The following is a 25,601-nucleotide window of genomic DNA, read 5'->3' on the forward strand; positions in this document are numbered from 1 at the left end:
TTAATTCTATTTTCTTCCTAGGGCTTTGGTAATTGCCATCACTAAAATAATCGCGATAATACATTCAGGAATACCATTCACAATTCCGATTCCTAGAATCGTTTTACCAGCATTGGCTGGATCCACTCCCATAAGTGATACATATCGTTCACCATAAAAGAGATAGACACCACCCAAAAACCCTACGGTATTCGTTAAGGTGCCGACTATCGCAGCGATGACTTTATCTAAAGAAGCCTGGTAAGAATCGGCAAGTTTTGAAAATTCTAAGAGGGCCATAGCCGCCACCAGGATAAACAAACCACTATTTACCCAAATAGACATAGTATTCCCCGCTTGAATTGCTGTAAAAATTCCATGGCCTAGATAGCCTAAAATTGCTAGCCAAAAAATAGATAGAGCAATCTTAGCTTTCTTAAGTCCAACATGATTTAAATAACTATAAACATAGTAAGGAAAAATCCCAATAAGAATACGCGGTAGAACTGATACTAAGGGGTTAAGGACCACAAATGAGAAAGGAGTCGGATTTAAGATACCCTTCATCATTGAAAATACTCCAAAAATCAAACCAACTAATGAACCAACAGCTGGGCCAAAAAGGATTGACGAAGTGATAACTGGAATATGCATGGTGGTCGCACCTGTCACTCCAATTGGAATGAAACCTAAGGGAGTTGACCCCAAAACAATCGTTAACGCCCCCATAATTCCAACAATAGCAATTTTATGGGCATCAAATCTACGCATTAAAACTTTATTATTCATTTTTTTACCTCCGATCCAGTTCCAAAGGATACTGGTCTATTTTGTTATCGATATTGTTTCGTTGTTAACCATTTCTCAGTCCTAGTCCTATGATCTAGGCTGATGAATAGATTAAGGTTTAAAAATATTTTGATATGCCGGAAAGTTTTGATAGGCATCTGCCGCATACACAGCATTCATAATAGCTTTCTCCATTGCCTCAATAGCCATCACGCCTACAAGATTTAAATCTGCCATTACTTCTTGAGTGGCTAAAGCAAAAATGGTATCGCCGTCAGAAGAAGTATGCACGGGTGCAATCGTTCTAGCAAAGGCATTATGGGTCATTTCAGCTAGTTTATTGGTTTGTTCCTTATCAAAACGTGCATTGGTAGCAATACAAGCAATCGTCGTATTAGTAATCGCATTTTCCATGTGAAATTGTCGTAACAAATCGCTTGTTTTAAGAAAATGTTTCTTTTGACGGTCATAGACGCCAGCTATCTGTTCATCCTGGTTTCTGTCAAATACATCTCCCATGGCATTTAAAACCACCAAGGCTCCAACTACTAAGGACCCCAACTTAACCGAAGCTGACCCAAGTCCCGTTTTCATAATATAATTTGGTCCTAATATTTTACCAACAGAAGCTCCTGTACCTGCGCCGATGTTTCCTTGGAGCGATTCATTGACCTTTGCATTTTTTGCAGCCAAATAACCCATATGATAATCAGGACGAATTCGACTAGAGCCTAATCCCAGATCAAAAATAACCGCTGAAGACACGATAGGAACTTTAATGACTGGCGTTTGATAGCCCACCCCCTCCTCTTCTAAATATTTCATCACACCGCCAGCAGCATCTAAACCGAAGGCTGAACCTCCGGCAAGCACAATCGCATGTACTTGGTTAACCGTCTTTTTCTGACCAAATAGGTCAGTTTCTCTTGTTCCCGGCGCAGATCCCCGAACGTCTACACCGCCAACTGCACCTTTTTTTGCTAAAATAACACTACAACCTGTCATGGCTTCATAGTTCTGAGCATGACCTACTTCTATACCTGGCACATCCGTAATATAACCTTGATACACGATAATATCCCCCTTAGTTTACAATAAAATTTTAATAATACAAGTCTTTTTGGAAAGCGATTTATATATTATTGATATTTACTTTTTAAAGAATATAGACTAGCTAAGTATAGCATGCTTACGCGGAATAAATCATACCAAGTCTTATTTTTAATTAATTTTCTTAGAGTATTACAAACTAGCTATTAATGTGGAAAAGGAGTAAGATAACTTTTACATACAGTTTTTATGCTTTATTTATTAATTAACGAAAGGAAATTATGGAACATAAAGAATATTATAAAACCGCCCTACAAATGGCCTGGCCCTCGGTACTTGAGTCCTTCTTCATCTCTCTAGCCGCTATGATTGATACGATGATGGTGGGGTCACTCGGTTCATATGCCATCGCTGCCGTGGGCTTAACTACTCAACCAAAGTTAATTGGATTCACTGCATTTATAGCAATATCAATCGCAGTTTCTGCGCTTGTTGCCCGTCGTCGGGGGCAAGATGATAAATATGGGGCGAATGAGGTCTTATTAACCGCACTCATTATAGCTCTGAGTTTGTGTATTTTAATTAGCTTTGCCATGGTCTTTTTTGCAGATACAATTATGCATCTTGCTGGATCCAATCAAGATACCCATACCGCATCGGTTCAATATTTTACCATTATTATGGCTGGCTTAATATTTAACGTGACCGCCATGGTCATTAATGCAGCCCAAAGGGGATCTGGTAATACCAGAATTGCCTTCACCACAAATTTGACCTCTTCTATTATTAATATCATTTTTAACTATCTATTAATAAATGGAAATTTAGGGTTTCCGGCCTTAGGCCTAAGAGGAGCAGCCTTTGCAACGGTCTTCGGGTCTTTTATTGCTATGTTGATGAGCATTCGTTCATTATTCAAAAAACAAAGTCTAGTTCAAATTCCTTATATTATAAAGGAAAAAGTTCGCATGCATAAGAGCACGGCTGCCTCTATTTTTAATCTAGGCTCAAATATGTTTGTAGAGAACCTTTTTATGCGGGTGGGCTTCCTAGCAACCGCATTAACTTCAGCAAAATTAGGTACAGATTCTTTTGCGATTTATAATGCCGGTATGAATATTTTATCTCTAGGATTTTCATTTGGGGATGGGATGCAAGTAGCCGCAGTCGCCCTAGCCGGCCGTGCGCTTGGACAAAAGCGCCCGGATATCGCCGTATTATACGGCCAGGTTTGCCAACGAATCGGACTCATTATTTCAATTGGACTTTCTGCTTTTCTCCTCTTCTATGGTGATAATGTCATGGAAATCTACTTTGACAACCCAGAAATAATAGGTGAAGCCACCATGGTAACCCAGTTTATTATGGTCATTGTCCTTTTACAAATTTCCCAAATTATCTTTGGCGGATGTTTACGGTCTGGTGGGGATGTGCGTTATACTTTAATGGCCGGGATTATTTCAGTCACAATCATTCGCACCAGCATGACTCTCCTTTTAGTTAATGTCTTTTTACTAGGTCAAATGGGTATCTGGCTGGGTGTTTTATCTGATCAACTTTCCCGTTTTGTTCTTCTACGTCATCGCTTCAAACAAGGTAAATGGACTCAAATTGAAATATAGCAAATATTACTAAAACACTCGTCATCTTTCCATACAGGAAGATAACAAGTGTTTTTAATTTATAGAAAAATTAAAGATTAGCTAAAAGAAACGGGTTTGAAATTTGTTTGGGGTAGTTTCAATTCAAACTGACCAATAATAAAAGATGAAATAAAAGTCGTAACTAATGAAATTAAGACATTAGTAAAAGGCATATAAACTACAAATGATAAAGCTAATACAATAAAATCACTAATGAAATAGGCCATCGAGAGCGATAAATGATTGTATTTAACATTTATTAGGGCTAGACAATCTTCACCACCAGCCACACATCCCCGTGAAACAACCAAGCCGCAACCAAGTCCGACTAATATACCTCCAATAATAGCGGCAAATAGAGGGGCATCCTGTAAAGAAGGCAAGATGGGCCCTAATTTATAACATAAACTATAAATGATTGAATAGGAAACAGTTGTAAGAATTGCCTTAGGTAGGAAAGCCCGACTCAAACATAAGAAACCAATAAAATAAAGACTTAAATCTAGAACTAGATTGACTGTGGCTGGGTTAAAGCCATTTAATTGGTAAAAAACTAAAGCTAAGCCCATTACTCCGCCCTCACTAATTCGCGCGGGAATATGAATATTTACCATAGCAAAAGCCATAATGAAATTTCCTAAATTAATCCAAGCAAAATCTCTAAGACTTATTTGGAATTTATTAGTCAAATAATTAGTGAGAGATGCAAAAGAAAAACCAATGTTTTGTTGCGTTTTAATAATAATTCAACCTCTTTTTTGTCTAAACACAGAGGCTTGTGCTTTTTGGCCATTAATAAAGACTACCCTGGCCGTGAGACAAGCTCCGTGCTGTACAATCTGATGGTGGTTGATGTGTTATTTTGTTTGATGATTCTTTCTTGTAAGAACTCTGATAGGCACACTTCTTCAACATAACGATCACATCAGATAGTTAGTCACAATGAAGATAGCTGAACAGATAAAAACTACCATATGGTACAAGACATTTTTTCATATGGTAACCATCGGGGTCTTACCCCATCCCCGATAGGATACCACACTAAATAAAATATATGAAATATAATAACTCTGAAATATAAGGTAAACGTTTTCTTTCTATACTTCACATCCGATTCCATCATTATCCCGATCAAACTGGGGTCTAAAACCAGGATCGCCTGGATAAATAGGTGCTTTCCCTGCTGCTTTTACCTCTTTACAATTTTTATAATAAACATCTTCATTTAAAATAGGATCTGTAAAGTTCACTTGATTGGAAGCGGTAGACGCATTAGTATTTAGATATTCGGCCTGGTTGATATAATTTATATCACCATCCACCCAGACGCGCACACCTTCATACTTGGCCTGGTCTTGGGCAGCATAAATTGCTTCTGCATAAGGGGAGTTAGGTAAGTACGCTTGGATATAACGAGCAATCGCATAACCTTCCCTAACCATAATTTCTTCTAGCAAAATACCATCAACCCAAACATGGACTAAATCACGACCATATTTATCCTTTTCTGGGCCTTCGTATTCAACCTCGATCAAATCAGCTTGGCTCAATAGCTCACTAACTCTTTTCTTAGCAGCCTTACTATAGGGAACACCCCCTCGTAATTCGGGGACATCAATTAGTAAAAAGCGGGCTTTAATTGAGGGCTCGGTTTTTCGGTCTAAGATAAAATCTGCCGTATCCCCATCAATTACAGAATAATCAATGACTTCAAACACACTTTCTTGACTGCCTGCCCTTTGAGCAATTGTTGAATAGCCTAGGCTTTCGAAATCGATATTGGCAAAGACCAATGACTTTTGATTGGGATTCATACAAGTAAAAATAAAAATAAATAATAAAATAAATTTAAAATAATTTTTCATTTGTTCAACCTCTTTTTTCTCCTTTCTATTATAATTACAACTTAAATATTTCGTCAATATACTATTTTTATCTAATATATTTTCACGAAAAATCACTCAAAAATCTTAAATTTTACTAGTTCAATGTTACTAAGTTTAACAAAAAATTTTAATATTAATTTAAATGCATAAACAAAAAACTAGCCCCCAAGGACTAGTTTTTAATGTGACTATCAATTAAAAATATTTAATGCTTTTCAATTTCTTCTTTTTGCGTGCGTTTAGCAATAATATATTTTGGACGAGCTTTAACTTCCAGATATATCTTACCAATGTATTCCCCTATAACACCAATGGATAATAATTGGATTCCTCCCATAAAGCAGACAACAATATAGGTTGAAGCCCAACCAGCCACTGTATTATCCGTCCAATATCCATAAAATACCCATATAATTAAAAGCAAACTGAGAAGTGTCGCAAAAGCCCCCATTAAGGTTACTAAGCGAATGGGCTTAATCGACAAACTTGTAATACCATCAAAAGCTAAGGTCAACATTTTTGATAGAGGATAATGGCTCTCACCTTCCATTCGTTCATACCGTTCATACTCCACGACAGAATAATTAAAACCAATTAAAGGAATCAAGCCTCTTAGATATAAATTCACTTCTTTATAATTTGACAATTCATTTAAGACTCGCTTCGATAATAAGCGATAATCTGCATGATTATAAATGGTATCAGCACCTAAAAAGGCCATTAATTTATAAAAAAGTTGGGCTGAACTTCTTTTAAACCAAGTATCTGACTTTCGATTAGACCTCACCCCATAAACTATATCGGAACCATTTTGGTAGGCCGCGACCATTTGATCAATACAATTAATATCGTCTTGTCCATCACAATCGATAGTGATCACGATATCAGCTTGTTTTCTCGCTTCCATCATCCCAGCAAAAATAGCATTTTGGTGACCACGATTTCGACTTTGACTAATTCCTTGCGTATGGTGATTTTCCATTGAAAATCCTTCAATCAAATCCCAGGTCTTATCCTTAGACCCATCATCTACATACATAATCTGACTAAGAGGCGAAATTTTTGCTGCTTGAATTAAATTCCGAATTTTATTTAAGAATAAGGGATGAGTTTGAGGGAGTACTTTTGCTTCATTATAACAGGGAATAACTAAGTATAAGATCGGTAAGTCCATTTTATCCTCCTAAATTAGGCTAATCTTGTGAATTCCAGCCTGGTATATAGTAAACAATATCATTCAATAGTCTTGCTGCCAGTGGAATTAATGTGAATACATAGGTATAAAGATATTGACTCTTCCCTTCCCAGACCAAATGAAAAAGGAAGCCTCCAACGAGATAAATCATAAACGGTAGGAAACTTGCTTTTCCACGGAAGTGGATACAAATAAAAGCCAAACTAGCTATTAATATTAATAAATAAATTCCACGACAGGCCTGGTAGATATTGGCAAAAGTAAAAGATTCTTGATGGAGACTTTCCCCCCACTTTGAATGATAAGTTTGTGCTGCTCGAGATGTGGTCCAAAGTGACTGGAAGGTTGGTTCAGTCCATTGAGAATCAATTTTTAAATTGAAATAATCTTGAAAATAAGCTGGATTTTCTTGAAAATAAGCAATATTTTCCTTAAGTTTGGTCTGTCCAATAGCTTTCGCTTGATCATAATCATTATTTACTTGAGACATAGTATTATAATTAAAACCATTATACCATCCTGCTGACCGGTCTAAGTTTTGAGGGTCAGTTCCCATGGCGACCCATAGATTCGATGGAGACCCACTAGGAAAATCCTGGTCGAGAATTAATTCATAACTAAAGGCTAATAAACGACTAGGTAATATCAAGCAAGCAATCAAGCTTAAAAGAAGAAAAACTTTTGACCAAGAATTTTTACCAATTAGACTCACGAATAAACCAATAATAATCGCAATAATTCCAATCGCGAAATTCTGTCGGATTATTACCGACAGACTAAAAGCCAAACAAGCGGTAAGGTAGTATGCCAAAGCAAATTGGCTTGCTTTGATGCCTTTCATTAGCAAATAGGCACCCAGGATTAAAAAGAAGAAACCAGGAATCAACCCATAGCCAAAGTGTACATAAATTAATTGGGGTAAAAATAAGAAGCTAAGCATAATGGTCATTGACTCTAGGCCATGACGGTCACCAAAGACGAGAAGAGTTAATTTAGCTACTAAGTAATTTATGGCTAAGATTTGCAAAAAGTTAACAAAAAATATTATTTTAGGAGAGGACCATAATCTAGTTAAGAGTCCATCATAAATCATAAGTCCTAGCTGAAAAGGATATTTTAAAAAGTAATCTTCTGAAAAAACTGCTGCCTTATTTTCTGAAAAAAGAGTTTGACTCAACTGGTAGACAATATCAGCATCTGCCCTTAGTCCAAAATCAATTTGACTGGATAAGAAAATAAAGAGAAGGCAATATATCAAAGAACAAACTATATAAACCGTTCGTCCCTTAAAGTTAGCTGCCAAAAACACGAGGGCTAAGCTCAAAGCGGCAAAAGGAAGCCATGACCAAGTTGCTTGTAAAATATCTACTTTTTCACCACCGATAAATTCTACATAAGCCATATGGTTTAGATTTCGCCAAATAAGCCAAGTTAATACCAACAGGACACAAAGCTGGGCCATGTAAATTAATAATTTAGTTAAACTATTTTGCCATTGCTTCATCTTTTCATACTCCCTATCTTATCCATTGCTCATATAACTCAATCATTATACCTGACCATGATTTAAAAGACTATCCTCAATCTATATTTTTTATTGAACCACGATAGAAGGATGGTCCTAATTTTCACCTAATATTTGAGCAACCTTTATTTTTAGATCCGGTAATACATCTTTCTTAAACCAGGGATTCTTAGCCTGCCACCTAAAGTTAAGAGGGCTGGGATGAACTAAAGGGAAATAATCAGGCAAATACTCTTGATAGCTTGCTACAGTTTGGGTCAAGTTCTTTTTAAAAGCTTTACCTAAATAAAACTTATTGGCATATGCCCCAATTAATAAGGTCATTTGGATTTTAGGCATTAAGGCCAAGATGCTTTGATGATAATCATGTGCAATAAATTTCCTTGGTGGCAAATCACCACTTTTCCCCTTTCCAGGATAATAAAAGTCCATAGGCATAATCGCAACTACTTGGCTATAAAAACTTTCTGGACCAATTCCTAACCACTTTATTAAGGTTACCCCTGACTTATCATCAAAGGGAATTAAGGACTTTTCAACATGAGATCCAGGTGCTTGACCAATAATTAGTAGTTTGGCCTCTGGATTAATTTGAAGCACCGGTGGGATTCCACGTTGACTATAACTTTCATTTCTTGGGTCTGTTTTCAAGGCTTGAATAATCTCTTCTATCGTCAAAAATCTAGCTTCCTCTCCTAATGAAATACATTATTTGTCAAAATTAGCTTGCCACTGATCTACTTTAAAACCAATTAAGATTTGATCCTTTTCTACTAATATGGGACGTTTAATCAGCATCCCATCACTCGCTAACAGTTCTATTTGTTGGTCTAAGGACAGGGTATCCAGCTTATCCTTGAGTCCCAGTTCTTTATATTTATTACCAGACGTATTAAAAAATCGTTTAATTGGCAACCCAGACACTAGATACCATTCCTTTAACTCTTCGGGCCTAGGCGTATCTTCCAGTATATGGCGACTTTCAAAGCCAATATTATTTTCTAGTAACCACTTTTCTGCACGTTTACATGTTGAACATTGAGGTAAATGAATGAATTGCATGGGTCCAGACTCCTTTCAAGACTTAGTTCAAAGACAACTACTGTTTTATTGTAACCCTGCTAGATAGAAATACAAGTAATTGGATAGTAATCCATTGAAGGCTAATTATAAAATCGTTATAATCATACTAGAATTGGGAGGAATATATGAAAAAATTAATACGCCTACTTTTTTTGTTAGTCACCCTTTACTCTGCCGTAGCTTGTCAAAGTAATTCAAGTAATCCAAGTCAAGCTAACCAAGAAAAACAAGAAAGCCAGCTTCAGAATAGTCAATTTAGACTATCAGATCTAGAGAACACCCAACATTTCAATCGTAATGCCTTAGAACATATTTTTTACGGTAGTATCAATCGCAAAGGTAATGCAACGGGTTACCATTACGAAGGTATCAGTCAAATGGCTCAAATTCTGCCTGACACCCGTTCCAAGAATGATAAGCATGGGGTTTACCGGGCTAAAGTAAAGATTGAAGGGCAAAAGAAAAAAGCCATGTCCACCTTCTTCCCCAAAGATTGGAGCCCCCAAGAAGTCGTTGATGCCATCAATGAGGCCTATGACATGGCTGATCATGTTTCAGGCAATATCTATGAAGGAGCTAGTCAAGGCATTACTATCCAAATGTATTTAACGGATGATCAGAAAATTATTTCGGCATTTCCAATTTATGAAAGGTAGATAAAAATGTATTATTATTTTGAAAAAAACAAAGGAAAATGGCATGTTAAGCTAGATGGTAAGGATAAAGACCTACTTGATAGTTTCTTACAAGTGGAAGGAGCTAGTTTTTCCGACCTCATTATGGATGCAATCCAAGAAGTCAAAACTAGCAGGCAAAAAAGTGAATTTTCAGGAAATACCTTTAGTCTGAACTTAGATTCTAATCAAGCTCTTATCAGCGATGAACTAGGAGAACAAGAAATAAAACTAACCAGCCAAGACTTTATTTCAATTTTTATTTTCTGGTCGCGCTTAAGTCGTCGCTAAGCAAACTTCTCTTATTAAATTTGAATACATTCAAAAAATCGCCTGCTGAGTGGATTTAAATCCTGCAGGCGATTTTGTTAATTTTATGAATATCGAGAAAGATAAAAATAAATTCTTGAAAGGAAGTCCTTACTACATGGATAGAGACTTCAAATCTGAAAAAGCATCTGTAATTAATTTTTCATCCATTTCCTTACCAATCAAAACCAGTTGCGTCTTCATTTTGTCATTATTAACCACTGGGTCAAACTGATAATTCATAGAAACACCTTGAAGTAAGTAGGCATGGTCTTGATTAGTCAATTTGATAAAGCCTTTATAACGATAAAGTCGGTCTTGTTGTGACATCATAAGCCAATCAATGAAATATTGAACTTGATTACCATCTAAAGGTAAAGAAGTCTCTAGATAGATAGTTTCAATCCCATGGTGGTCATGGTGATGGCCATGATTATGACCTTCTTCGTGATGATGGTGATGGTCATGGTCTTCTTCGTGATCATCGTGATGGTCATGGTCATAGTTACTTTCCTCCGCCTGCAGCATGGCCTGTAATTCTTCAGGTTCAAATACTTTATTATATAATCCTTGATTGAAGAATTGATGGCTTTCAATAGGAACATCTAAGTCAAAGGGAATAACTTGAGCAAATGGATTTAAATGACTGAGGTCTGCTTTAATCACGGAGGCATCTTCTTGACCTAGCTTAGAAAGATAAATCCGGTCTGCAAAGACTATCTGTTGAGAAACTTCTTCAAATTTTGTCAATGAGTCTTTATAATTAATGGCATCGACCACAGTATACACGGAATCAACAAAGAAAAAGTGGTCATTCCCTGCCATTAATTGAATTGTTTGTACAATAGGTCTAGGGTCAGCAATCCCTGTCGTTTCAATAATGATATGTTTTAAATTCCACATCCCAGTTTGATACATATCACGAATATTCTTTAAGATGGCTAATAAATCTGACCTTAAATTACAACAAATACAGCCTTGATTTAACTGATAAATTTCTTCAACTGATTCAAAGATTAATTTATGGTCTACTCCGACATCACCGACTTCATTTTCAATCACGGCAATTTCTTTGACATTTTGACTAGTTTTTAAGACTTGATTTATTAAACTAGTTTTACCAGAGCCTAAAAATCCGGAAACTAAGGTAATTGGAATTCCCATTGTGAACCTCTTTCTATCAAAACAGTAACCACTACGATTTATTCGATAAGTCTTATCATAATACCGAGCATTGAAATTGTCAATATTTGAGCCTATAAAGGTTGATATTGTCAGTTCGAACTCAAAACCCTATAATAAATGTATTAGAAATGGAGTTGACCTATGAATAAAATAAATAAACTAATTAAAGGCATCTGTCTATGTCTTGTTTTTGCATTAGTGGCTTGGTTTTTAGGACAAGTATTCCCCTTGATTGGTGGACCCGTCTTTGGCATTTTGCTAGGTATGTTATGTCATAATTTTGTCAAAGATGCGAAAGACTATCAAGTGGGGATTAAATTTACTGCTAAAAAAGTCCTTCAAGCAGCCGTTGTTCTATTAGGCTTTGGCTTAAATCTCAACATTATTCTCAAAACTGGAGCACAATCCCTACCGATTATTCTTTCGACCATCACTGTGGCCTTGGCCTTGGCTTACCTAATGCAAAAAGTATTAAAATTACCCCTTAACCTTGCTACCCTGATTGGGGTTGGGTCTTCGATTTGTGGCGGTTCAGCTATTGCTGCAACAGCACCAGTAATTGATGCGGATGACCAAGAAGTTGCTCAAGCTATTTCTGTTATATTTTTATTTAATGTCATTGCTGCTCTGGTTTTCCCAAGTTTAGGTCAAGCTTTAGGGTTTGACACAAGTAGCGGCCAAGCTTTTGGTATTTTTGCAGGAACCGCAGTCAACGATACTTCTTCAGTTACAGCCACTGCAGCTACTTGGGATTCCTTGTACCACTTAGGTAGCCAAACCTTAGACAAAGCTGTAACCGTAAAACTTACCCGAACCCTAGCTATTATACCGATTACACTTGGTCTAAGTTTTATCCAAAGTAAAAAGAATAGGACACACGATCAAAGATTTTCATTCAAGCGAGCTTTCCCTACCTTTATCCTATATTTCATCCTTGCTTCACTCATCACTAGTTTATTTTCCAGCTTTGGTTTCAATCCTTCCCTATTTAATCCCCTAAAGACTTTATCAAAATTTATGATAGTTATGGCCATGGTAGCGATTGGTTTAAATACCAACCTAATCCAACTCATCCGTAAAGGGATTAAACCGATTTCTTTAGGCTTTACCTGTTGGCTTGGTATAACCCTAGTCAGCCTGGTCATGCAAAAGGTCATGGGCTTACTTTAAACTTATCCTTATATTCAAAAAGGTTCCTCTGCTTGCTAGTCATGCGAGGAACCTTTCAATTAAATTGTGCTTACTTCCTTGAATCTTCAAAATATTCAAAGATTTCTTGATCAGGATCTTGGTCTTGATGAAATTGATGGTATAGATCAATAATCTCTTGTTTATGCTTGTTCCATAAATCTTGACCTTCCTTTATTTGTTCCTTGGTAAAAGCTTGATTCTCTGCTTGTTGACGTTTTACCAAGGCTAACATTGCTGCCTTTTCTTGTGGATCCTGTATTTGATCTATACGAGATTGAATGGTCTCCCTAACCATCTCACGATATTCCCGAGCCCGAGACCGTTCTAATTCGATGTGCTTATGAATAATCTTCATCATTTCACGTGGTGAATGAAAAATCTCAACCACTGCGTTGACCGGATCTGCATCCACTAAAGAGTAAGTCAGCTTACCTAATAATGGCATAACAAAGACAGTTAGGGCTCCTGCGGCAACTAATACTGAAGCAATATCTGCTTGCATTAAACCTGCTCTCTGTGCTATTCCTGTAATTGCTACAATTAATGGTAAGGCTGTAGTACAATAAAAGGCCACTGAAAACCGATTGTGTATATCCAGTTTATCCTCTTTTTCCTTCTCTAAGGAAAGTGATACTACAATCGGGATAGCCCGAATTAAAACTAAACCTAGTATAAAAACGACTAGTAAGATGGGATACTTTAGCACGGCCGCTAAATCAATATGAGCACCTGATACAATAAAGAACAGGGGCACTAAAAAACCATAAGCAATACCATCTAACTTTTCCTCAAGATCCTTGTTATCTGCCGGACTGATATATCTTAAAACAAATCCAGCAGCAAAGGCTCCTAAGACAATATCCAATTCAAAAACAGCTGAAAAAGCGACCAGTAAAATTAATAATAAGATAGTTAGACGAACCATTGATTGAGAAGTAGTTTTGGCCTTAGTCTCAATAAAATTGTAAAGACGCGTATCATGTTCAACTGCCTTATTGGCAATGAATGAGATCCAAAGACAAATAATCACTAAGAGGCCCAAAATTAAACCTGTGGCCCAAGTGGCGCGGGTCGATAATAAAACTGCCATGGCTAAGACCGTGGCCAATTCTCCCCAAGTTCCGTAGGCAATCACTTTGTCTCCAATGACTGTATCCATTATGCCTTCTTCTTTTAAAATCGGCATCAAAGCCCCTAGAGCGGTCGTCGTAAACAGTAAGGCGGTGGCAATCTTACCTTGAGTGCCACTAGCCAATTGAGGCAGGAAACTAGTTAAAATAAAGGCAATTAAAAATGAAACTGCCCAAGTTGCCAAGCCTTTTTTACCATCTTTTGCTGTTAAAACCCGTGGATTAATTTCATAACCCGCTAAAAGAAATAGAAAAGCACATCCTAGTTCAGATAAAACAGTAATTGCATTACTATCGGCTTTAATTAAGTCAAACATATTGGGTCCAAGAATTGCTCCAGCTACGATTAGAAGAACCGTTTCTGGTACAATTTGTTTGGGTATTATTCTTGCGACTATCGGTGTAAATGCTGAAATACCAGCGATAATCATGAGTGAGATAAACATTTCTGTCATCGTTTTCTCCTCCTATCAATATAAAAAATCTACTTTATAAAGTAAATTATACACTGTTTCATAAAAATAGGCCTGACCTATGCTTATGAACAGAAAATATAGGAGAAATACCAATTATTTATCAACTGGAAATAGTGCCGAAAGATTAGCAAAGGGATTATTTTCAATTAGTTCTTGGTTAGCTTGCTGAAGGTAACTTTCATTTTCTTCAAGTTCCAGTAATTTTTCATAGACTAATGCAGTCATTCGGGCATCGTTCAAGCTATTATGGCCTCTTCCCTTAATTTTAAAATAATTCGCAACGGCTTGCAGACTAAGACCTCGACTACCCGCCAGATAAGAATCACGGCGGTTTCTTGCTTCTTCGTAAACATCAATTTGATACTGGGCATCTAAGTCTAAATTATTTGCCTTAAGTAAAGGTAAATCACTTTTTAAGGCATTATAACCGATTAAGGGTAGGTCACCCACAAAATCCTTAACTTCATTCATCACCGTATCTATCTTTGGCGCGGCTTGTATCTGGTCTAAGGTAATGCCAGTCAATCCAGAAATAAAACTCGGAATTGCATGGTCGGTATTCACAAAGCTATCAAAGTGAGCAACCTCCTGCCCCTGTTTAAATCGGACGGCTGAAACTTGAATAATCTGACTATCTTCCTCAAAAGAGGTGAACTCTAAATCAAAAGCAATGTAATCTTTTAAACGTTCCATTGATTTCCTCCATTAAAATTTAAATATATAGATTAAATATAGGGCATTAAAATAGCATCCTCTACCGTCACCCTTCTTTCTAGTAATTACCAAAATAATCTAACTATATAAGCCTACATAGATCATAAATCTTTCCAAAAAGATAAATTTAATAGAATCACTAAAAAGAATACTCAGTCATTTTAGTCCCGAGTAGGCACTATAAAAAATAAGGTAATTAACATTGAAATTGTGATAAAAGTTAAGCCAGCTTTTAACCATAAGGAAGGTGCAAAAAAAATAGAAATCCCCATCAAGATAAGGAAATTTAAAGCCATTTTCTTTTTCCGCTGATGAGGAATAGAACGAGTTTCAAGATAATCGGCCACATAGAACTGATAGATTTTAGTCTGTTTTAACCATGTGTCAAACCTTTCAGAAGACCTTGCAAAACAATAGGCAGTCAAAAGTATGAAGGGGGTCGTCGGTAAAACTGGCAAAATAACTCCCATTGAACCTAAGAAAAAAGAAATAAAACCAATAATCAGATATAAAATTTTCACAGTCACACTCCTAAAATGTTTGTAAATATTAAGGATAAAGCTTTTTTTGATTCAAAAATAATTGTCTACGAAAATCAGCTTGACGTATCTCTGACACTTGGTCTAAAGTATCGTTCAAACTGGATTCCAAAGCAAGCAATAGCTTATCGACACCTACTTCTTGCCCATTAATATGGCTAGCTGGTAAATCACTTTCTAGTAAAAGTCGCTCCGCAGGTACTTGTTTAATATAAGCCCGTCCCTTCTTTCGTTGTAACATCTCCGGATGAACCGATATATAGCCACCTAATCGAATTAATTGAGTTAATTCATCAGACTTCCCATTAAAACGATGAAAAATGGGAATGATTTTCTGACCTAATTGCGAGGACCACGGCATTAAAACACCTAAAACTTCACTTGCTGATCTGACGGTATGAATCGACAAGATGTATTTCTTATCCTGTCCTCTCTGGTCCCCAAGCATATTAAAAATCTCTGCCAAAACATAGGTTTGAAGACTTTGATTAGCCTGGCTTAAACGTTTGTGATTCCAGTCCAGACCAATTTCGCCAATATAATGGGTTTGATTCAAATTATCGGAAAAAATCTTAAGTTCCTGGTCAGCCTGTTGATATGATGTGATATACCAGGGATGAAAACCTAAGGATGGAATGACTTCTTTAGGATTTCCTTGAGATTTTAGAAAGTCTATGAGCCCATTATACTGCGACGGCAAAACAGTTTGCCCGACCAACCTCAGGCCATGCTTTTTCAGTTGGTCAATTAAGGCTGTCCTTAAATTACGGTCTTGAATAAAATCAAAATGGTAATGACTATCAATTATTTGCATCTTAGTCATCTCGTCCCTTTGGGCATGGCTTCAAGTTTAGTTAAGCGCCGAATCACTTTTCCGGCTAACATTTGTCCCATAATCGGTGGCATATATGACATAGAACCCAGGGTAGCCCCCTTTTCTCGGCCTTGAGGATTTGACACTTTAAATGGGATTTCATTAGAATATAAGACCTCTAAATTTTTTATATCACGTTTACGACATTCTCGGCGCATGACTTTGGAGAGAGGACAATAAGTCGTATGTTCAATAAAATCAAATTTTAAATAAGATGGATCTAATTTGTTGGCTGCCCCCATTGCAGCTAAAAGAGGCAGGTCTTGACTTTGGCACCACTGCGCTATGGTTAATTTGGGAGAAACAGTATCAATACAATCAATGACATAGTCTGGTCTGCCAAATTGCCCAAGAAGCTCATTAATATTATCTTTATGAAGAAAAGCCGCCATACTTTCCAACTGACAATCAGGATTAATATCCTTGATAATATCTGACATAACCTCTACTTTTAAACGTCCCAGGGTTGATTCGAAAGCCAAGGCCTGACGGTTAATATTTGATCGTTCAATCCGGTCACGATCTACGAGAATAAGCTGGCCCACCCCACCACGAGCTAAGGCAATCGCACAAGCAGAGCCAACTCCGCCTAATCCTAACACCATTACTCTAGCCTTGGCCAAATCTCTTAGTCCCTCATTGTTTAATAATAAGCGTAATCGATCCAAACGTTCTGATTTTATATCCATACTTCAATTCCTTCTATAAATAGTCTAAAACCCACTGAATACCATCTGCTAACCGTTTTTCTGAATTTTGAACATGATTGCCAGAGTTCCATTGGAGGTAAGACTTACTTGTATTTCTTTTTAAGTAGTCCGCTTGCAAAAGAAAACGGTCTGCCACCTGAGCCATCGTCTGATTTTTTGTCTTCGCTTCCTTATCCCCTAAACTTAGATAAACAAGGGGGCTCAAGCAAGTATTCTTATCAATATACTTATCCCAATCTTGATACCAAACTGAAGCTGAGGCTGGGACAAAGCATGCAAAAATTTTAGTTTGATAGCTAGACCATAAGCTAAAGAGTCCACCTAAGGAATAGCCTAGCAAAATTACAGGAAAAATCTGAGGATTGTATTTTACAAGTAAGTCTTTAAGAATAAAGTCTAAAATAACTTGAGCTTGACCGGAAAAATCCTTTTAACCAAAAAGTGCAGGAGCTGGCCAAGGGCTCATCTCAGCCTCCCAATCAAGAATTTCCAGGCCAATAAAAGAAAAGTTTAATTTTGTTTGTTTTATCAGGTCTAATTATCTATCCAATAATTCAACATCATGGTAATCACACACTTGAAGGACTAAACAATCTGTATTATCTAACAAATCAAGATATAGTTTATAGTGGTGACACATTTCTGTTTTAATCATGATCAATCCTACTTTTATAACTATTAGAATAGCAAGACAGATTCATATTGACAAGTTTATTCGAACTCCTTGTGCTTTAATTCATCAATTTTATTTTTTAAAGCCTTAATCTCATCCAAATTAGCTTGTGAATCCATTACTAAATTTTGTAAGCGAAATTCTAATAAAGCAATTTTCTTACTTAGTGTATCCTTATATTTATTTTGATACTGTGGCCAAAGTAGATGACTGTCCTTGATTTTTAATTCCAGCTGGCAGGTTGACTGAAGAAAAGCATTATCATGGGATACCATAAGTAGGGCTCCAGGATACGTTTTAATAAAATCTTCCACCGCTTCTAAGGTCCTTATATCCAAAAAGTTAGTCGGTTCATCCAATAATAAGAGGTTATAATCACCTAAGAGTATTCTTGCCAAAGATAGGCGGACCTGTTCTCCTCCGGATAAGCTACCACTTTCCTGGTTTAGTTTATGGTCCACAAAGCCTAAAGATGCTAATACTTGTTTAATTAAGTAGATATCTTGAAGGGAATGCTCGCTAACATTTGCAAGAACAGACTGTTCCTTGTTTAAATTTCTTAAATTCTGGGCAAAATAACCAATTTTCAAGTCTGGACTATAATAACCTTGATATATTTGCTTAACTATTCCCCTTAAGAAAGTAGTTTTGCCTGCCTGATTTTGTCCAGTTAAAGCTATTTTTTGTCCCATTTTTAATTTGAACGTATTAAAATCAAATAATTTTCGTTTCTGGATCATAACCTCACCTGGCTCAAGATTTAACAAAGTTTTTGATTTAGGATCCAAAGCCCCAACCGACTTAAATAGATACTGAGTTTCCTGACTTGGTGCGGCAACTTCTTCTAATTTATCCAACCGCTTTTGCAAGCTTTTTGCCCGCTTAGCCATAGCTTTCTCCTGACCATCGTAACCACCGGCAAAGTTGTTAACTTTATAGTCTGATACAGATACTGACGCTTTGCGTTTTTTGAAGTGCTTAGCTTTTTCTCGACGATTATGCATATCCCGGGTCAACTGTTTCCGTTTTGCCTGGTAAGCCTCATAGTCCTGGGCTTGTTTCGCGATGGCCTGGTCCTTCTCCTTTTTATAGTCAGTGTAATTTCCTTGATAAGTCGTCAATTTTCCCTGGTCTAACTCCCAGATTTGATAGACCGTTTGATTTAATAAGGTCCGATCATGACTAGCCATAATCAAAGTGCCTGAATATACTTTAAGCTGATCAATCAACCACTGGCGCCAATCTTGATCTAAGTTAGTTGATGGTTCGTCTAAAATAAGGATCGGAGCGTTACTTTCAAAAGATTTCTGTAACTCACTGAGGGTTTGCTGCCCTCCAGACATAGTTGAAACAGGTTTTAATTGTGGTAAATAAGCAAATTTGCTATTGATTTGACACTTTCCTTGATAATCGTTATCCTGACCAATCAAAATTTTAAGTAAAGAGCTTTTACCTTGACCATTGGGGCCAACTAAGCCAATCCTAGCACCCTTTTCTACTAGAATCTCCTTGATTTCAAATAGTATGTGACCTGCAATTTCTTTTTTTAAATTATAAATTTCAATCTCAGACATCACTATGTCCACCTTTCTTTTTACCTTGTCCTAAAAACAAGCTAAGCAAAAAAGTGCACACAAAAAGACAGGGTAAATTTAATTAAGCCTGTGCTAAAGTGCATACTTCTCCCTCAAAAATTAAGGGTTGCTTAGCATCACTTAATTAAATTATCCATGTCTTTATACCTCTCGTTCTTTTATTTAAATTAATTATAACACATTAATGCAATATCATCCTGCTTGATTAAAATTTTCTTATTTTAGAAAATTAGCAGTTTATATCAATAAACTCAAGTCAGTCATCATTTGTTTGACTTGTTCATCAACAGGGTAAGTCTCATTCTCACCGATTAGTTCAAGCGCAGCAATCGCCACTTTAGACAAAGAAACCGTCATATCTGCCACAATTTCTTGATCATTTACAAATGACTTTAAGGTGTTGATGGTATTAATATCATGCTTCCCCATCATTATAGTGGAACCATGATTCTTTCAAATTCTTCAATTATCTCTGACACACTCGATAATTTAGTTAACCAGCGACTTAATTCAATTAATATAATAATCCCTAGAAAAAATACTAGTAAAACAAGTCCTAGGTACTGGCTCTTGAAGGCTGTAAAATAAGGAATGTAAACTCCTAAATTGTCACCACCAGAAGTAATGGTCATTAAAGTAATTGTCCAAAAAATCGTCTCTTGGAGTTATAGATTTGACTCGTGAGCTCAGCTGGATCCTCCTCTTCTTCCCCTATTAATGCAAACCGAATACCTAAAAAATAGGAATTAAGCCTAATAATCCGGTCAACCCGGCTGCAGGTGTAAAGTTTAGCAGATAGGCAAAGAGTAATGATACCATCACCAAAAAACCGATGCCCAAAAATTGCCCTGTATAAATTTATTTTATCTAATTAGCACTTTTGACCTGGGGAATCAAAATAAGCAAAATAAGCAAAATAAGCAGATAATCAATACTGGTCGAAACATAAACAGCAACTGCTGAAATTAAAGTATGCTAAGTTATTTACCATCCGATAAAGCCACCTTAATTCCTTTTGTTTCCATTTCTAAAGAAATACTAAGTCAGATGAATACCCTTAGCGTAGCTGATTTTTCCCAAGAAAAAATACCCTATCAGTTATTGGATGTACGCCACCCTAAGGAAATCACTCGGATTGTACCTCAAAAAAACCTGATCAATTTGCCATTTTAAAGCTTACTTAAGGTATATTCTCAACTAGATCAGAATCTTCCTATTTTTTGTCTCTGTGGCTCAGGAGGACGTGCCACCGCAGGTGGTGCTTACCAAATTAAACAAGGCTTTTCTGATGTTTGGGTGATTGAAGGCAGGATGAAGGCTATTGAAAGCTATCGTGAGTTTCATCCCAATTTATTACAATAATAAAAGGAGTCGAAGGGGCTGGGCTTTTTTGCCCAGCCCCTTGTATTTAATTAAACACTAGATGTTTTATCGCAGTAGTTTGCTGTGGTTCTTGGAGTGAAACGACTTAGAAACACAGTAATTAAGCGAAGGGATAAGCTTAACTTCTATGTAGCAAAGCGATTTATTCCATCCTAGTCAACTATGCGGGGGGCGGGCAATCAAGGCAGCTGAGCTCTAGATGATAAGGAAGCTGAGTGCGTAGGTGCACTCAGCTATTGAAAAAGTAAGTCGTTCCACTCCAACTTTTTCAACAAGCTACTGGAGCACTTACTGGGGCGCTTGGAGTGAAACAACTTAGTGCCCCAGTAGTTGAGTGAAAGTATGAGCTCAACTACATTTATCCGAGTGCCCCAGCAAGCGAAAATCACAGATTTTCTACTTCTTGCCCGATCCCATTCGGCTCCTATTTTCTATTAATAACTAGAGGACCTTATCCAAGAATTCCTTGGTTCTAGCCTCCTTAGGATGATTAAAGACTTGTTCAGGCGCTGCATCCTCTACCACATAACCTTGGTCCATAAAGACAACCCGGTCAGAGACCTCACGCGCAAAGCCCATTTCGTGGGTTACCACAACCATCGTCATACCATCTTGGGCTAATTTCTGCATAACAGCTAATACATCCCCAACCATTTCTGGGTCTAGCGCTGAGGTAGGTTCATCAAAAAGCAAAACTTCGGGTTTCATCGCTAAGGCACGAGCAATCGCAACCCGCTGCTTTTGCCCACCCGATAAAGAATTTGGATAAGCTTCAGCTTTGTCACTTAAACCTACAATCTCTAGTAATCGTAAGGCTTCCTTATCAGCTTCCTCTTGAGTCATTTTATCTAATTCTACTGGTGCTAAGGTAATGTTCTCTTTAATACTCAAATGAGGAAATAAATTAAAATGTTGAAAGACCATTCCCACCTCTTGACGAGCCTGGTTGATATCAATTTTTGGATCCGTAATATCATGACCATTAATGACAACTTGGCCCCCATTAATTTTTTCTAGCCGGTTCATACATCTTAATAAAGTTGACTTTCCTGACCCAGAAGGGCCAATAATACAGACAACCTGCCCCTCTTCCACCTTCAAATCAATCGATTTAAGGACATGATTTTTACCAAATGATTTTTTTAGTCCTTTAATTTCAATAATTGACATCCTATACCACTAGCTCCTTTTCAAGTAACTTGGAAATTTTTGTAAGAATAGTAATAATGATCACGTAGATTATACCAACAATCAACCACATAGACCCTGATTGATAGGTTCGGGCAATGATAATTCGTCCAGTTTGGGTCAATTCGACCATACCAATGACAGATAAAATTGAAGTATCTTTTAAGGTAATGACAAATTGGTTAATAAATGATGGCAACATTATTTTAAAGGCTTGGGGTAGAACAATTTTCTTCATGGTTGTTTTACGAGATAAGCCTAATGAACGGCCTGCTTCCATTTGCCCTTGGGCAATTGATTGAACCCCACCACGGACAATTTCTGCCACATAGGCGGCTGCATTGAGCCCAAGTGTCAATACTCCAGCAATTAAATTAGAGAACTTAATGCCTGTCATTTGGGGAATACCAAAATATATAAAGAAGGCTAAAACTAAAAGTGGCAAGCCCCGCATGATATCAATATAAACTGTGGAAACACCGCGTAAAATATTATTATGACTCGCTTTCATCAGTCCTAAGAGCGTTCCTAAAATAAAAGCAATAATTAAAGACAAAATGGTAGCTATAAGGGTTTTACCCAAGCCGACCATTAAAGCCGGGAAATTTTGGGTTAATTGACCGAAGAAGCTGGTTTCAACTTTTTCGACATTGTCCCCCGTATATTTAGCTAGAATATCATCATAAAGACCTGACTCTTTAATATTGGAAAGTCCCTGATTAAATTTGTTAATTAATTCTTGGTTTTTTCCTTTATTTACCGCAAATCCTAAGGGTAAAGTATCCATCTCTTCCCCAATTAGGGTCAGATCTACCGTTCCCGTCTTGGTTGCATAAGCCATTACTGGAGCATCTTCTATTACGGCATCTGAATTCCCAGACTTAATATCTTGATACATATTGACTGAATCTTCAAAGGTCATAATTTGATACCCATAGCGATCTTTTAGTTCATTAGCAATTTGCGCCCCTTGAGAACCAATCTTAGTAGCAACTTTCTTACCTTCTAAGCCTTTTAAATCTTTAATTCTAGATTTAGTTGAAACAGCAAACATAGACCCTACTTCGAAATATGGATCTGAGAAATCAAAGGACTCTTTCCGTTCATCCGTAATCCCCATGGCTGCAATCATTCCATCGGCTTGGTTACTCTCTAAAGCTTGTAAACCTGAAGAAAATGGCATTAATTCATACTCTATTTCAAACCCTTGGTCTTCTGCAATTGCTTCTAAAATTTCGATATCAATTCCAACTAACTTGCCACTGGAATCGGTAAATTCAAACGGTGCATAATCAGAAGAAGTTATAATCGAATAGCTTTCTTTTTCCTGTGCTTTAACCGCAGAAAAACTAACAAAATTTGAAATCATTAAAATAAACATCAAAGGCCACAACATTTTCTTCAGAACTGAATCTGATTTTTGATCTAGTATCATATTCACACTCCTCACAAATAATTATAGAAAAAACATTAATTTTTTTCAAATAATAAGCTCTTTTTTCTGTTTAAACAGGTATAGAATAGCTATTTAAAAACATTTAATATTAAAATAAAATTAGATTTATTATTATCAGCTCCTTCAAGCATTAAATTTAGATTTAAATTTTATACATTTTAATTGTGAATAATGCAATCACTGTTTTAACAAAAAACTTATTAAAACTCTTAATCGTCAATTTTATAGATATAATTGATTTTGAGCTTTAATAAGCTAAATTTTAATAGTTTTATTCAATTGTTTAAATAATCTAAACATAGGCTATAGAAAGCAGCCACTCCTCGATAGAGTTCACTTTCATCCAGATCAAATTTAGGATGATGGTGACCATGAAATTGACCTTCAATTAGTCCAGGATTTGCTAAATAGAAAAAACACCCTGGTAGCTCAGCTAAATAAAATGCAAAATCTTCCGCACTCATGAGCGGATGGGCAAGTTCTTGTACTTGGTCATTTCCAAATATAGATTTCAGAACTGATAAAGTATTATTCGTTACCTCTCTATGGTTCAATAGTGGTGGGTACTTGTCACTATAATCTAATTCACAGGTCACATGCAAAGCCTGTCCAAGACCTTGACATATTTCAGCAAGACGAACTTTAATCGATTGTCTCACTTGTTCATCAAAAGTACGGACGGTTCCTTCAATTTCGACAGCATTGGGAATAACATTTTGATTTACACCACCTTCAATCCGGGTAATTGAGATAACCGCCGGATCTAAGGGATTTATGTTGCGGGAATGAATCGTTTGAATGGTTGTAATTAATTGAGCAGCAGCAACAATCGGATCCTGGGCTTGATCAGGATAGGCAGCATGATAACCTTTCCCAAGGATAGTTATTTTAAACCGATCCATTGAGGCCATTAGTGGACCAGGCCGAGAAGCCAGAGAACCTTTTTCCATATTAGGCTCAAGCTGGCCAATATGGAGGCCAAATATTCTATCCACTTTTGGATCTTCTAAGACCCCCTCTTCAACCATTATCTTAGCTGCTCCGGGATATTCTTCGCCTGGTTGGAAAATTAACTTGACTTTTCCAGCAAAGTGTTCTCGGTTTTCTTGCAGAACTTTAGCCGTTGCTAATAAGATAGCTGTATGACCATCATGTCCACAGGCATGCATATTTTCTTTAGCGGCAAATGGTAAACCTGTCTCCTCTTGGATAGGGAGTCCATCCATATCTGCCCGTAAGGCAATGACCTTTTCGTGGTTGCCCTTATTTTTTCCTTCAATCAATGCAACAATACCATTGCCATTAACATAGGATGCATCATAATTAATACCAAGCTGTTCCAAAATCTGAGTCACATAAGCTACTGTTTGAGGAAGTTCTATTCCTATTTCAGGCATCTGATGCAAGTCTCTGCGCCAGGTCACTAATTCAACTTGCACAGATTTAGCAATTTCTATCGGATTATTATTCATCGCTCTCTCGTTTTCTATCAAATTATCATTTATCAATCAAAGTATAGCCTTCTCCTAATTTATAGTCAATAAAGTATTATTACTAGAAGAATTTTTCGTTTAAAAAAATAATATTTTATATGTTATAATGTAAGGGCTTAAGAAAGCTCAGTGTCTATTAAGAAATGACTATTTTAAAAGCTTTTAAATAAAAGAAGAGGACAGGTTATGAATAGCTATTTATTATCAATGTATCAGCAATTAACGAAATTTTTAGCTTCTGTGTGTGGTAGAGAATTTGAAATTGTGCTTTATTGGTTTGAAAAAGGCGAAGTTTATATTGCAGCTTTAGAAAATAGTCATATTAGTGGTCGAAATTTAGATTCACCCATGACTGAATTTGGCCTCTCTCTGATAAAAAATAAAGTATATCTTGAAAAAGAATATGTGACTAATTTTCACTCAGTGAACAACCGAAAAAAACACTTAACGAGCCATACTTTTTTTATCAAAGATAATTCAAACCAATTACTGGGTATACTTGGAATTAATCATGACCGTTCAATTGACCAAACCATGTTACTAAAGGTAAAAGATTTAGTAAATATAATGGAAGATCGCTTTCCTACGGATAATCAAACAGATGATATTTCTAAAGATTCAATTACTAAACCTCAAGTTTTAACCCAAAGCATTGAAGAAATTATTTATACCATTATTGATCCTCAACTCTTATCTGAAGATGTGTCTCTTTCTCAAGAATTAAAGATAAATATTGTCGACCAATTAAACCAACATGATGTATTTACTGTAAAAGGTGCCGTGGCTAAAGTTGCAGATATCTTAAATATTTCAATTCCGAGTGTTTATCGTTACCTAAAAGTAGTACAAGATAATAAATAA

At 36.6% G+C, this 25,601-nt stretch carries 28 protein-coding genes and 1 pseudogene; 7 read left to right on the forward strand and 22 right to left on the reverse strand.

Translation table 11 applies throughout. The features are described from left to right. Positions 1-6: 6 nt before the first annotated feature. Positions 7-768: an ECF transporter S component gene (locus G396_RS0100120; RefSeq protein WP_028124642.1), complete on the reverse strand. Its 762-nt coding sequence runs from the start codon at positions 766-768 to the stop codon at positions 7-9. Positions 769-879: 111 nt separating this feature from the next. Then, on the reverse strand, positions 880-1,839 hold the full coding sequence (locus G396_RS0100125; protein ID WP_028124643.1) for a P1 family peptidase: 960 nt from the start codon (positions 1,837-1,839) through the stop codon (positions 880-882). Positions 1,840-2,099: 260 nt separating this feature from the next. On the opposite strand from G396_RS0100125, the gene G396_RS0100130 reads away from it, so the two are divergent. Continuing rightward, on the forward strand, positions 2,100-3,440 hold the full coding sequence (locus G396_RS0100130) for an MATE family efflux transporter (RefSeq protein ID WP_028124644.1): 1,341 nt from the start codon (positions 2,100-2,102) through the stop codon (positions 3,438-3,440). Positions 3,441-3,517: 77 nt separating this feature from the next. Here the strand turns inward: G396_RS0100130 and G396_RS0100135 are convergent, their stop codons facing one another. The 6 genes from G396_RS0100135 to G396_RS0100160 form a co-directional block, all read right to left on the reverse strand. Next, positions 3,518-4,150, reverse strand: a complete 633-nt coding sequence (locus tag G396_RS0100135; protein ID WP_034907277.1) for a YitT family protein — start codon at positions 4,148-4,150, stop codon at positions 3,518-3,520. Between the two features lie 408 nt (positions 4,151-4,558). Then, positions 4,559-5,326: a thermonuclease family protein gene (locus tag G396_RS11740; RefSeq protein WP_028124646.1), complete on the reverse strand. Its 768-nt coding sequence runs from the start codon at positions 5,324-5,326 to the stop codon at positions 4,559-4,561. A gap of 226 nt (positions 5,327-5,552) precedes the next feature. After that, the gene (locus tag G396_RS0100145; RefSeq protein ID WP_028124647.1) at positions 5,553-6,521 is read right to left on the reverse strand and encodes a glycosyltransferase family 2 protein; all 969 of its coding nucleotides are present in this window, start codon (positions 6,519-6,521) and stop codon (positions 5,553-5,555) included. A gap of 19 nt (positions 6,522-6,540) precedes the next feature. Continuing rightward, positions 6,541-8,046 (reverse strand): glycosyltransferase family protein, encoded by a 1,506-nt coding sequence (locus G396_RS0100150; protein ID WP_028124648.1) that lies wholly within the window; start codon positions 8,044-8,046, stop codon positions 6,541-6,543. A 117-nt stretch (positions 8,047-8,163) separates the two neighbouring features. Further along, the gene (locus tag G396_RS0100155; RefSeq protein WP_028124649.1) at positions 8,164-8,745 is read right to left on the reverse strand and encodes a uracil-DNA glycosylase family protein; all 582 of its coding nucleotides are present in this window, start codon (positions 8,743-8,745) and stop codon (positions 8,164-8,166) included. 30 nt (positions 8,746-8,775) lie between these two features. After that, entirely contained in the window at positions 8,776-9,129 is a 354-nt protein-coding gene (locus G396_RS0100160; RefSeq protein WP_028124650.1) for an arsenate reductase family protein, read from the reverse strand. Positions 9,130-9,275: 146 nt separating this feature from the next. Here G396_RS0100160 and G396_RS0100165 point away from each other — a divergent pair, with 146 nt between their 5' ends. Together G396_RS0100165 and G396_RS0100170 are read left to right on the forward strand one after the other, a co-directional pair. Continuing rightward, on the forward strand, positions 9,276-9,806 hold the full coding sequence (locus G396_RS0100165; protein WP_028124651.1) for an EndoU domain-containing protein: 531 nt from the start codon (positions 9,276-9,278) through the stop codon (positions 9,804-9,806). A 6-nt stretch (positions 9,807-9,812) separates the two neighbouring features. Beyond that, entirely contained in the window at positions 9,813-10,115 is a 303-nt protein-coding gene (locus G396_RS0100170; RefSeq protein ID WP_028124652.1) for a hypothetical protein, read from the forward strand. Positions 10,116-10,247: 132 nt separating this feature from the next. On the opposite strand, the gene G396_RS0100175 is transcribed toward G396_RS0100170, so the two are convergent. Beyond that, positions 10,248-11,297 (reverse strand): CobW family GTP-binding protein, encoded by a 1,050-nt coding sequence (locus G396_RS0100175; protein ID WP_028124653.1) that lies wholly within the window; start codon positions 11,295-11,297, stop codon positions 10,248-10,250. A gap of 162 nt (positions 11,298-11,459) precedes the next feature. On the opposite strand from G396_RS0100175, the gene G396_RS0100180 reads away from it, so the two are divergent. Further along, positions 11,460-12,488, forward strand: coding sequence for a YeiH family protein (locus G396_RS0100180; protein ID WP_028124654.1), 1,029 nt, complete (start codon positions 11,460-11,462; stop codon positions 12,486-12,488). 70 nt (positions 12,489-12,558) lie between these two features. Here G396_RS0100180 and G396_RS09705 read toward each other — a convergent pair whose 3' ends face one another. From G396_RS09705 to G396_RS12010, 10 genes are all read right to left on the reverse strand, one after another. Beyond that, on the reverse strand, positions 12,559-14,094 hold the full coding sequence (locus G396_RS09705; RefSeq protein WP_034907283.1) for a cation:proton antiporter: 1,536 nt from the start codon (positions 14,092-14,094) through the stop codon (positions 12,559-12,561). 114 nt (positions 14,095-14,208) lie between these two features. After that, on the reverse strand, positions 14,209-14,808 hold the full coding sequence (locus G396_RS0100190) for a 3'-5' exonuclease (RefSeq protein WP_028124655.1): 600 nt from the start codon (positions 14,806-14,808) through the stop codon (positions 14,209-14,211). A gap of 182 nt (positions 14,809-14,990) precedes the next feature. Next, on the reverse strand, positions 14,991-15,350 hold the full coding sequence (locus tag G396_RS0100195; protein ID WP_028124656.1) for a YbaN family protein: 360 nt from the start codon (positions 15,348-15,350) through the stop codon (positions 14,991-14,993). Between the two features lie 28 nt (positions 15,351-15,378). Further along, positions 15,379-16,182 carry a TatD family hydrolase gene (locus G396_RS0100200; RefSeq protein ID WP_028124657.1) on the reverse strand — a complete coding sequence of 268 codons (804 nt, stop codon included), beginning with the start codon at positions 16,180-16,182 and terminating at the stop codon, positions 15,379-15,381. 5 nt (positions 16,183-16,187) lie between these two features. After that, positions 16,188-16,931 carry a tRNA threonylcarbamoyladenosine dehydratase gene (locus tag G396_RS0100205; protein ID WP_028124658.1) on the reverse strand — a complete coding sequence of 248 codons (744 nt, stop codon included), beginning with the start codon at positions 16,929-16,931 and terminating at the stop codon, positions 16,188-16,190. A 13-nt stretch (positions 16,932-16,944) separates the two neighbouring features. Further along, positions 16,945-17,292 (reverse strand): alpha/beta hydrolase, encoded by a 348-nt coding sequence (locus G396_RS11570; protein WP_051221003.1) that lies wholly within the window; start codon positions 17,290-17,292, stop codon positions 16,945-16,947. Between the two features lie 371 nt (positions 17,293-17,663). Then, positions 17,664-19,199, reverse strand: a complete 1,536-nt coding sequence (gene abc-f / locus G396_RS0100215; RefSeq protein WP_028124659.1) for a ribosomal protection-like ABC-F family protein — start codon at positions 19,197-19,199, stop codon at positions 17,664-17,666. Between the two features lie 258 nt (positions 19,200-19,457). Further along, complete coding sequence (locus tag G396_RS12000; protein WP_028124660.1) at positions 19,458-19,652, reverse strand: hypothetical protein; 195 nt, start codon at positions 19,650-19,652, stop codon at positions 19,458-19,460. Then, positions 19,652-19,873 carry a cadmium resistance transporter gene (locus tag G396_RS12005; RefSeq protein WP_428829635.1) on the reverse strand — a complete coding sequence of 74 codons (222 nt, stop codon included), beginning with the start codon at positions 19,871-19,873 and terminating at the stop codon, positions 19,652-19,654. Before G396_RS12005 ends, G396_RS12000 begins: the two co-directional genes overlap by 1 nt. A gap of 79 nt (positions 19,874-19,952) precedes the next feature. Further along, positions 19,953-20,078, reverse strand: coding sequence for a cadmium resistance transporter (locus G396_RS12010; protein WP_345917256.1), 126 nt, complete (start codon positions 20,076-20,078; stop codon positions 19,953-19,955). Positions 20,079-20,192: 114 nt separating this feature from the next. Between G396_RS12010 and G396_RS0100230 the strand changes: the two genes are divergently transcribed. Both G396_RS0100230 and G396_RS12055 read left to right on the forward strand, forming a co-directional pair. After that, positions 20,193-20,393 (forward strand): hypothetical protein, encoded by a 201-nt coding sequence (locus tag G396_RS0100230; RefSeq protein ID WP_028124662.1) that lies wholly within the window; start codon positions 20,193-20,195, stop codon positions 20,391-20,393. A 21-nt stretch (positions 20,394-20,414) separates the two neighbouring features. Then, positions 20,415-20,582: pseudogene (locus tag G396_RS12055) on the forward strand (hypothetical protein); the annotation flags it as partial. 462 nt (positions 20,583-21,044) lie between these two features. Here G396_RS12055 and G396_RS0100235 read toward each other — a convergent pair. From G396_RS0100235 to G396_RS0100245, 3 genes are all read right to left on the reverse strand, one after another. Next, positions 21,045-21,773 carry an amino acid ABC transporter ATP-binding protein gene (locus tag G396_RS0100235; protein WP_028124663.1) on the reverse strand — a complete coding sequence of 243 codons (729 nt, stop codon included), beginning with the start codon at positions 21,771-21,773 and terminating at the stop codon, positions 21,045-21,047. 1 nt (position 21,774) lies between these two features. Continuing rightward, complete coding sequence (locus G396_RS0100240; protein ID WP_081683504.1) at positions 21,775-23,226, reverse strand: ABC transporter substrate-binding protein/permease; 1,452 nt, start codon at positions 23,224-23,226, stop codon at positions 21,775-21,777. A gap of 296 nt (positions 23,227-23,522) precedes the next feature. Beyond that, positions 23,523-24,719 carry a M20 metallopeptidase family protein gene (locus G396_RS0100245; RefSeq protein ID WP_028124665.1) on the reverse strand — a complete coding sequence of 399 codons (1,197 nt, stop codon included), beginning with the start codon at positions 24,717-24,719 and terminating at the stop codon, positions 23,523-23,525. Between the two features lie 207 nt (positions 24,720-24,926). Between G396_RS0100245 and G396_RS0100250 the strand changes: the two genes are divergently transcribed. Next, complete coding sequence (locus tag G396_RS0100250) at positions 24,927-25,601, forward strand: helix-turn-helix transcriptional regulator (RefSeq protein ID WP_028124666.1); 675 nt, start codon at positions 24,927-24,929, stop codon at positions 25,599-25,601.

It is taken from the genome of Eremococcus coleocola DSM 15696 (assembly GCF_000428865.1).
GTDB lineage: Bacteria > Bacillota > Bacilli > Lactobacillales > Aerococcaceae > Eremococcus > Eremococcus coleocola.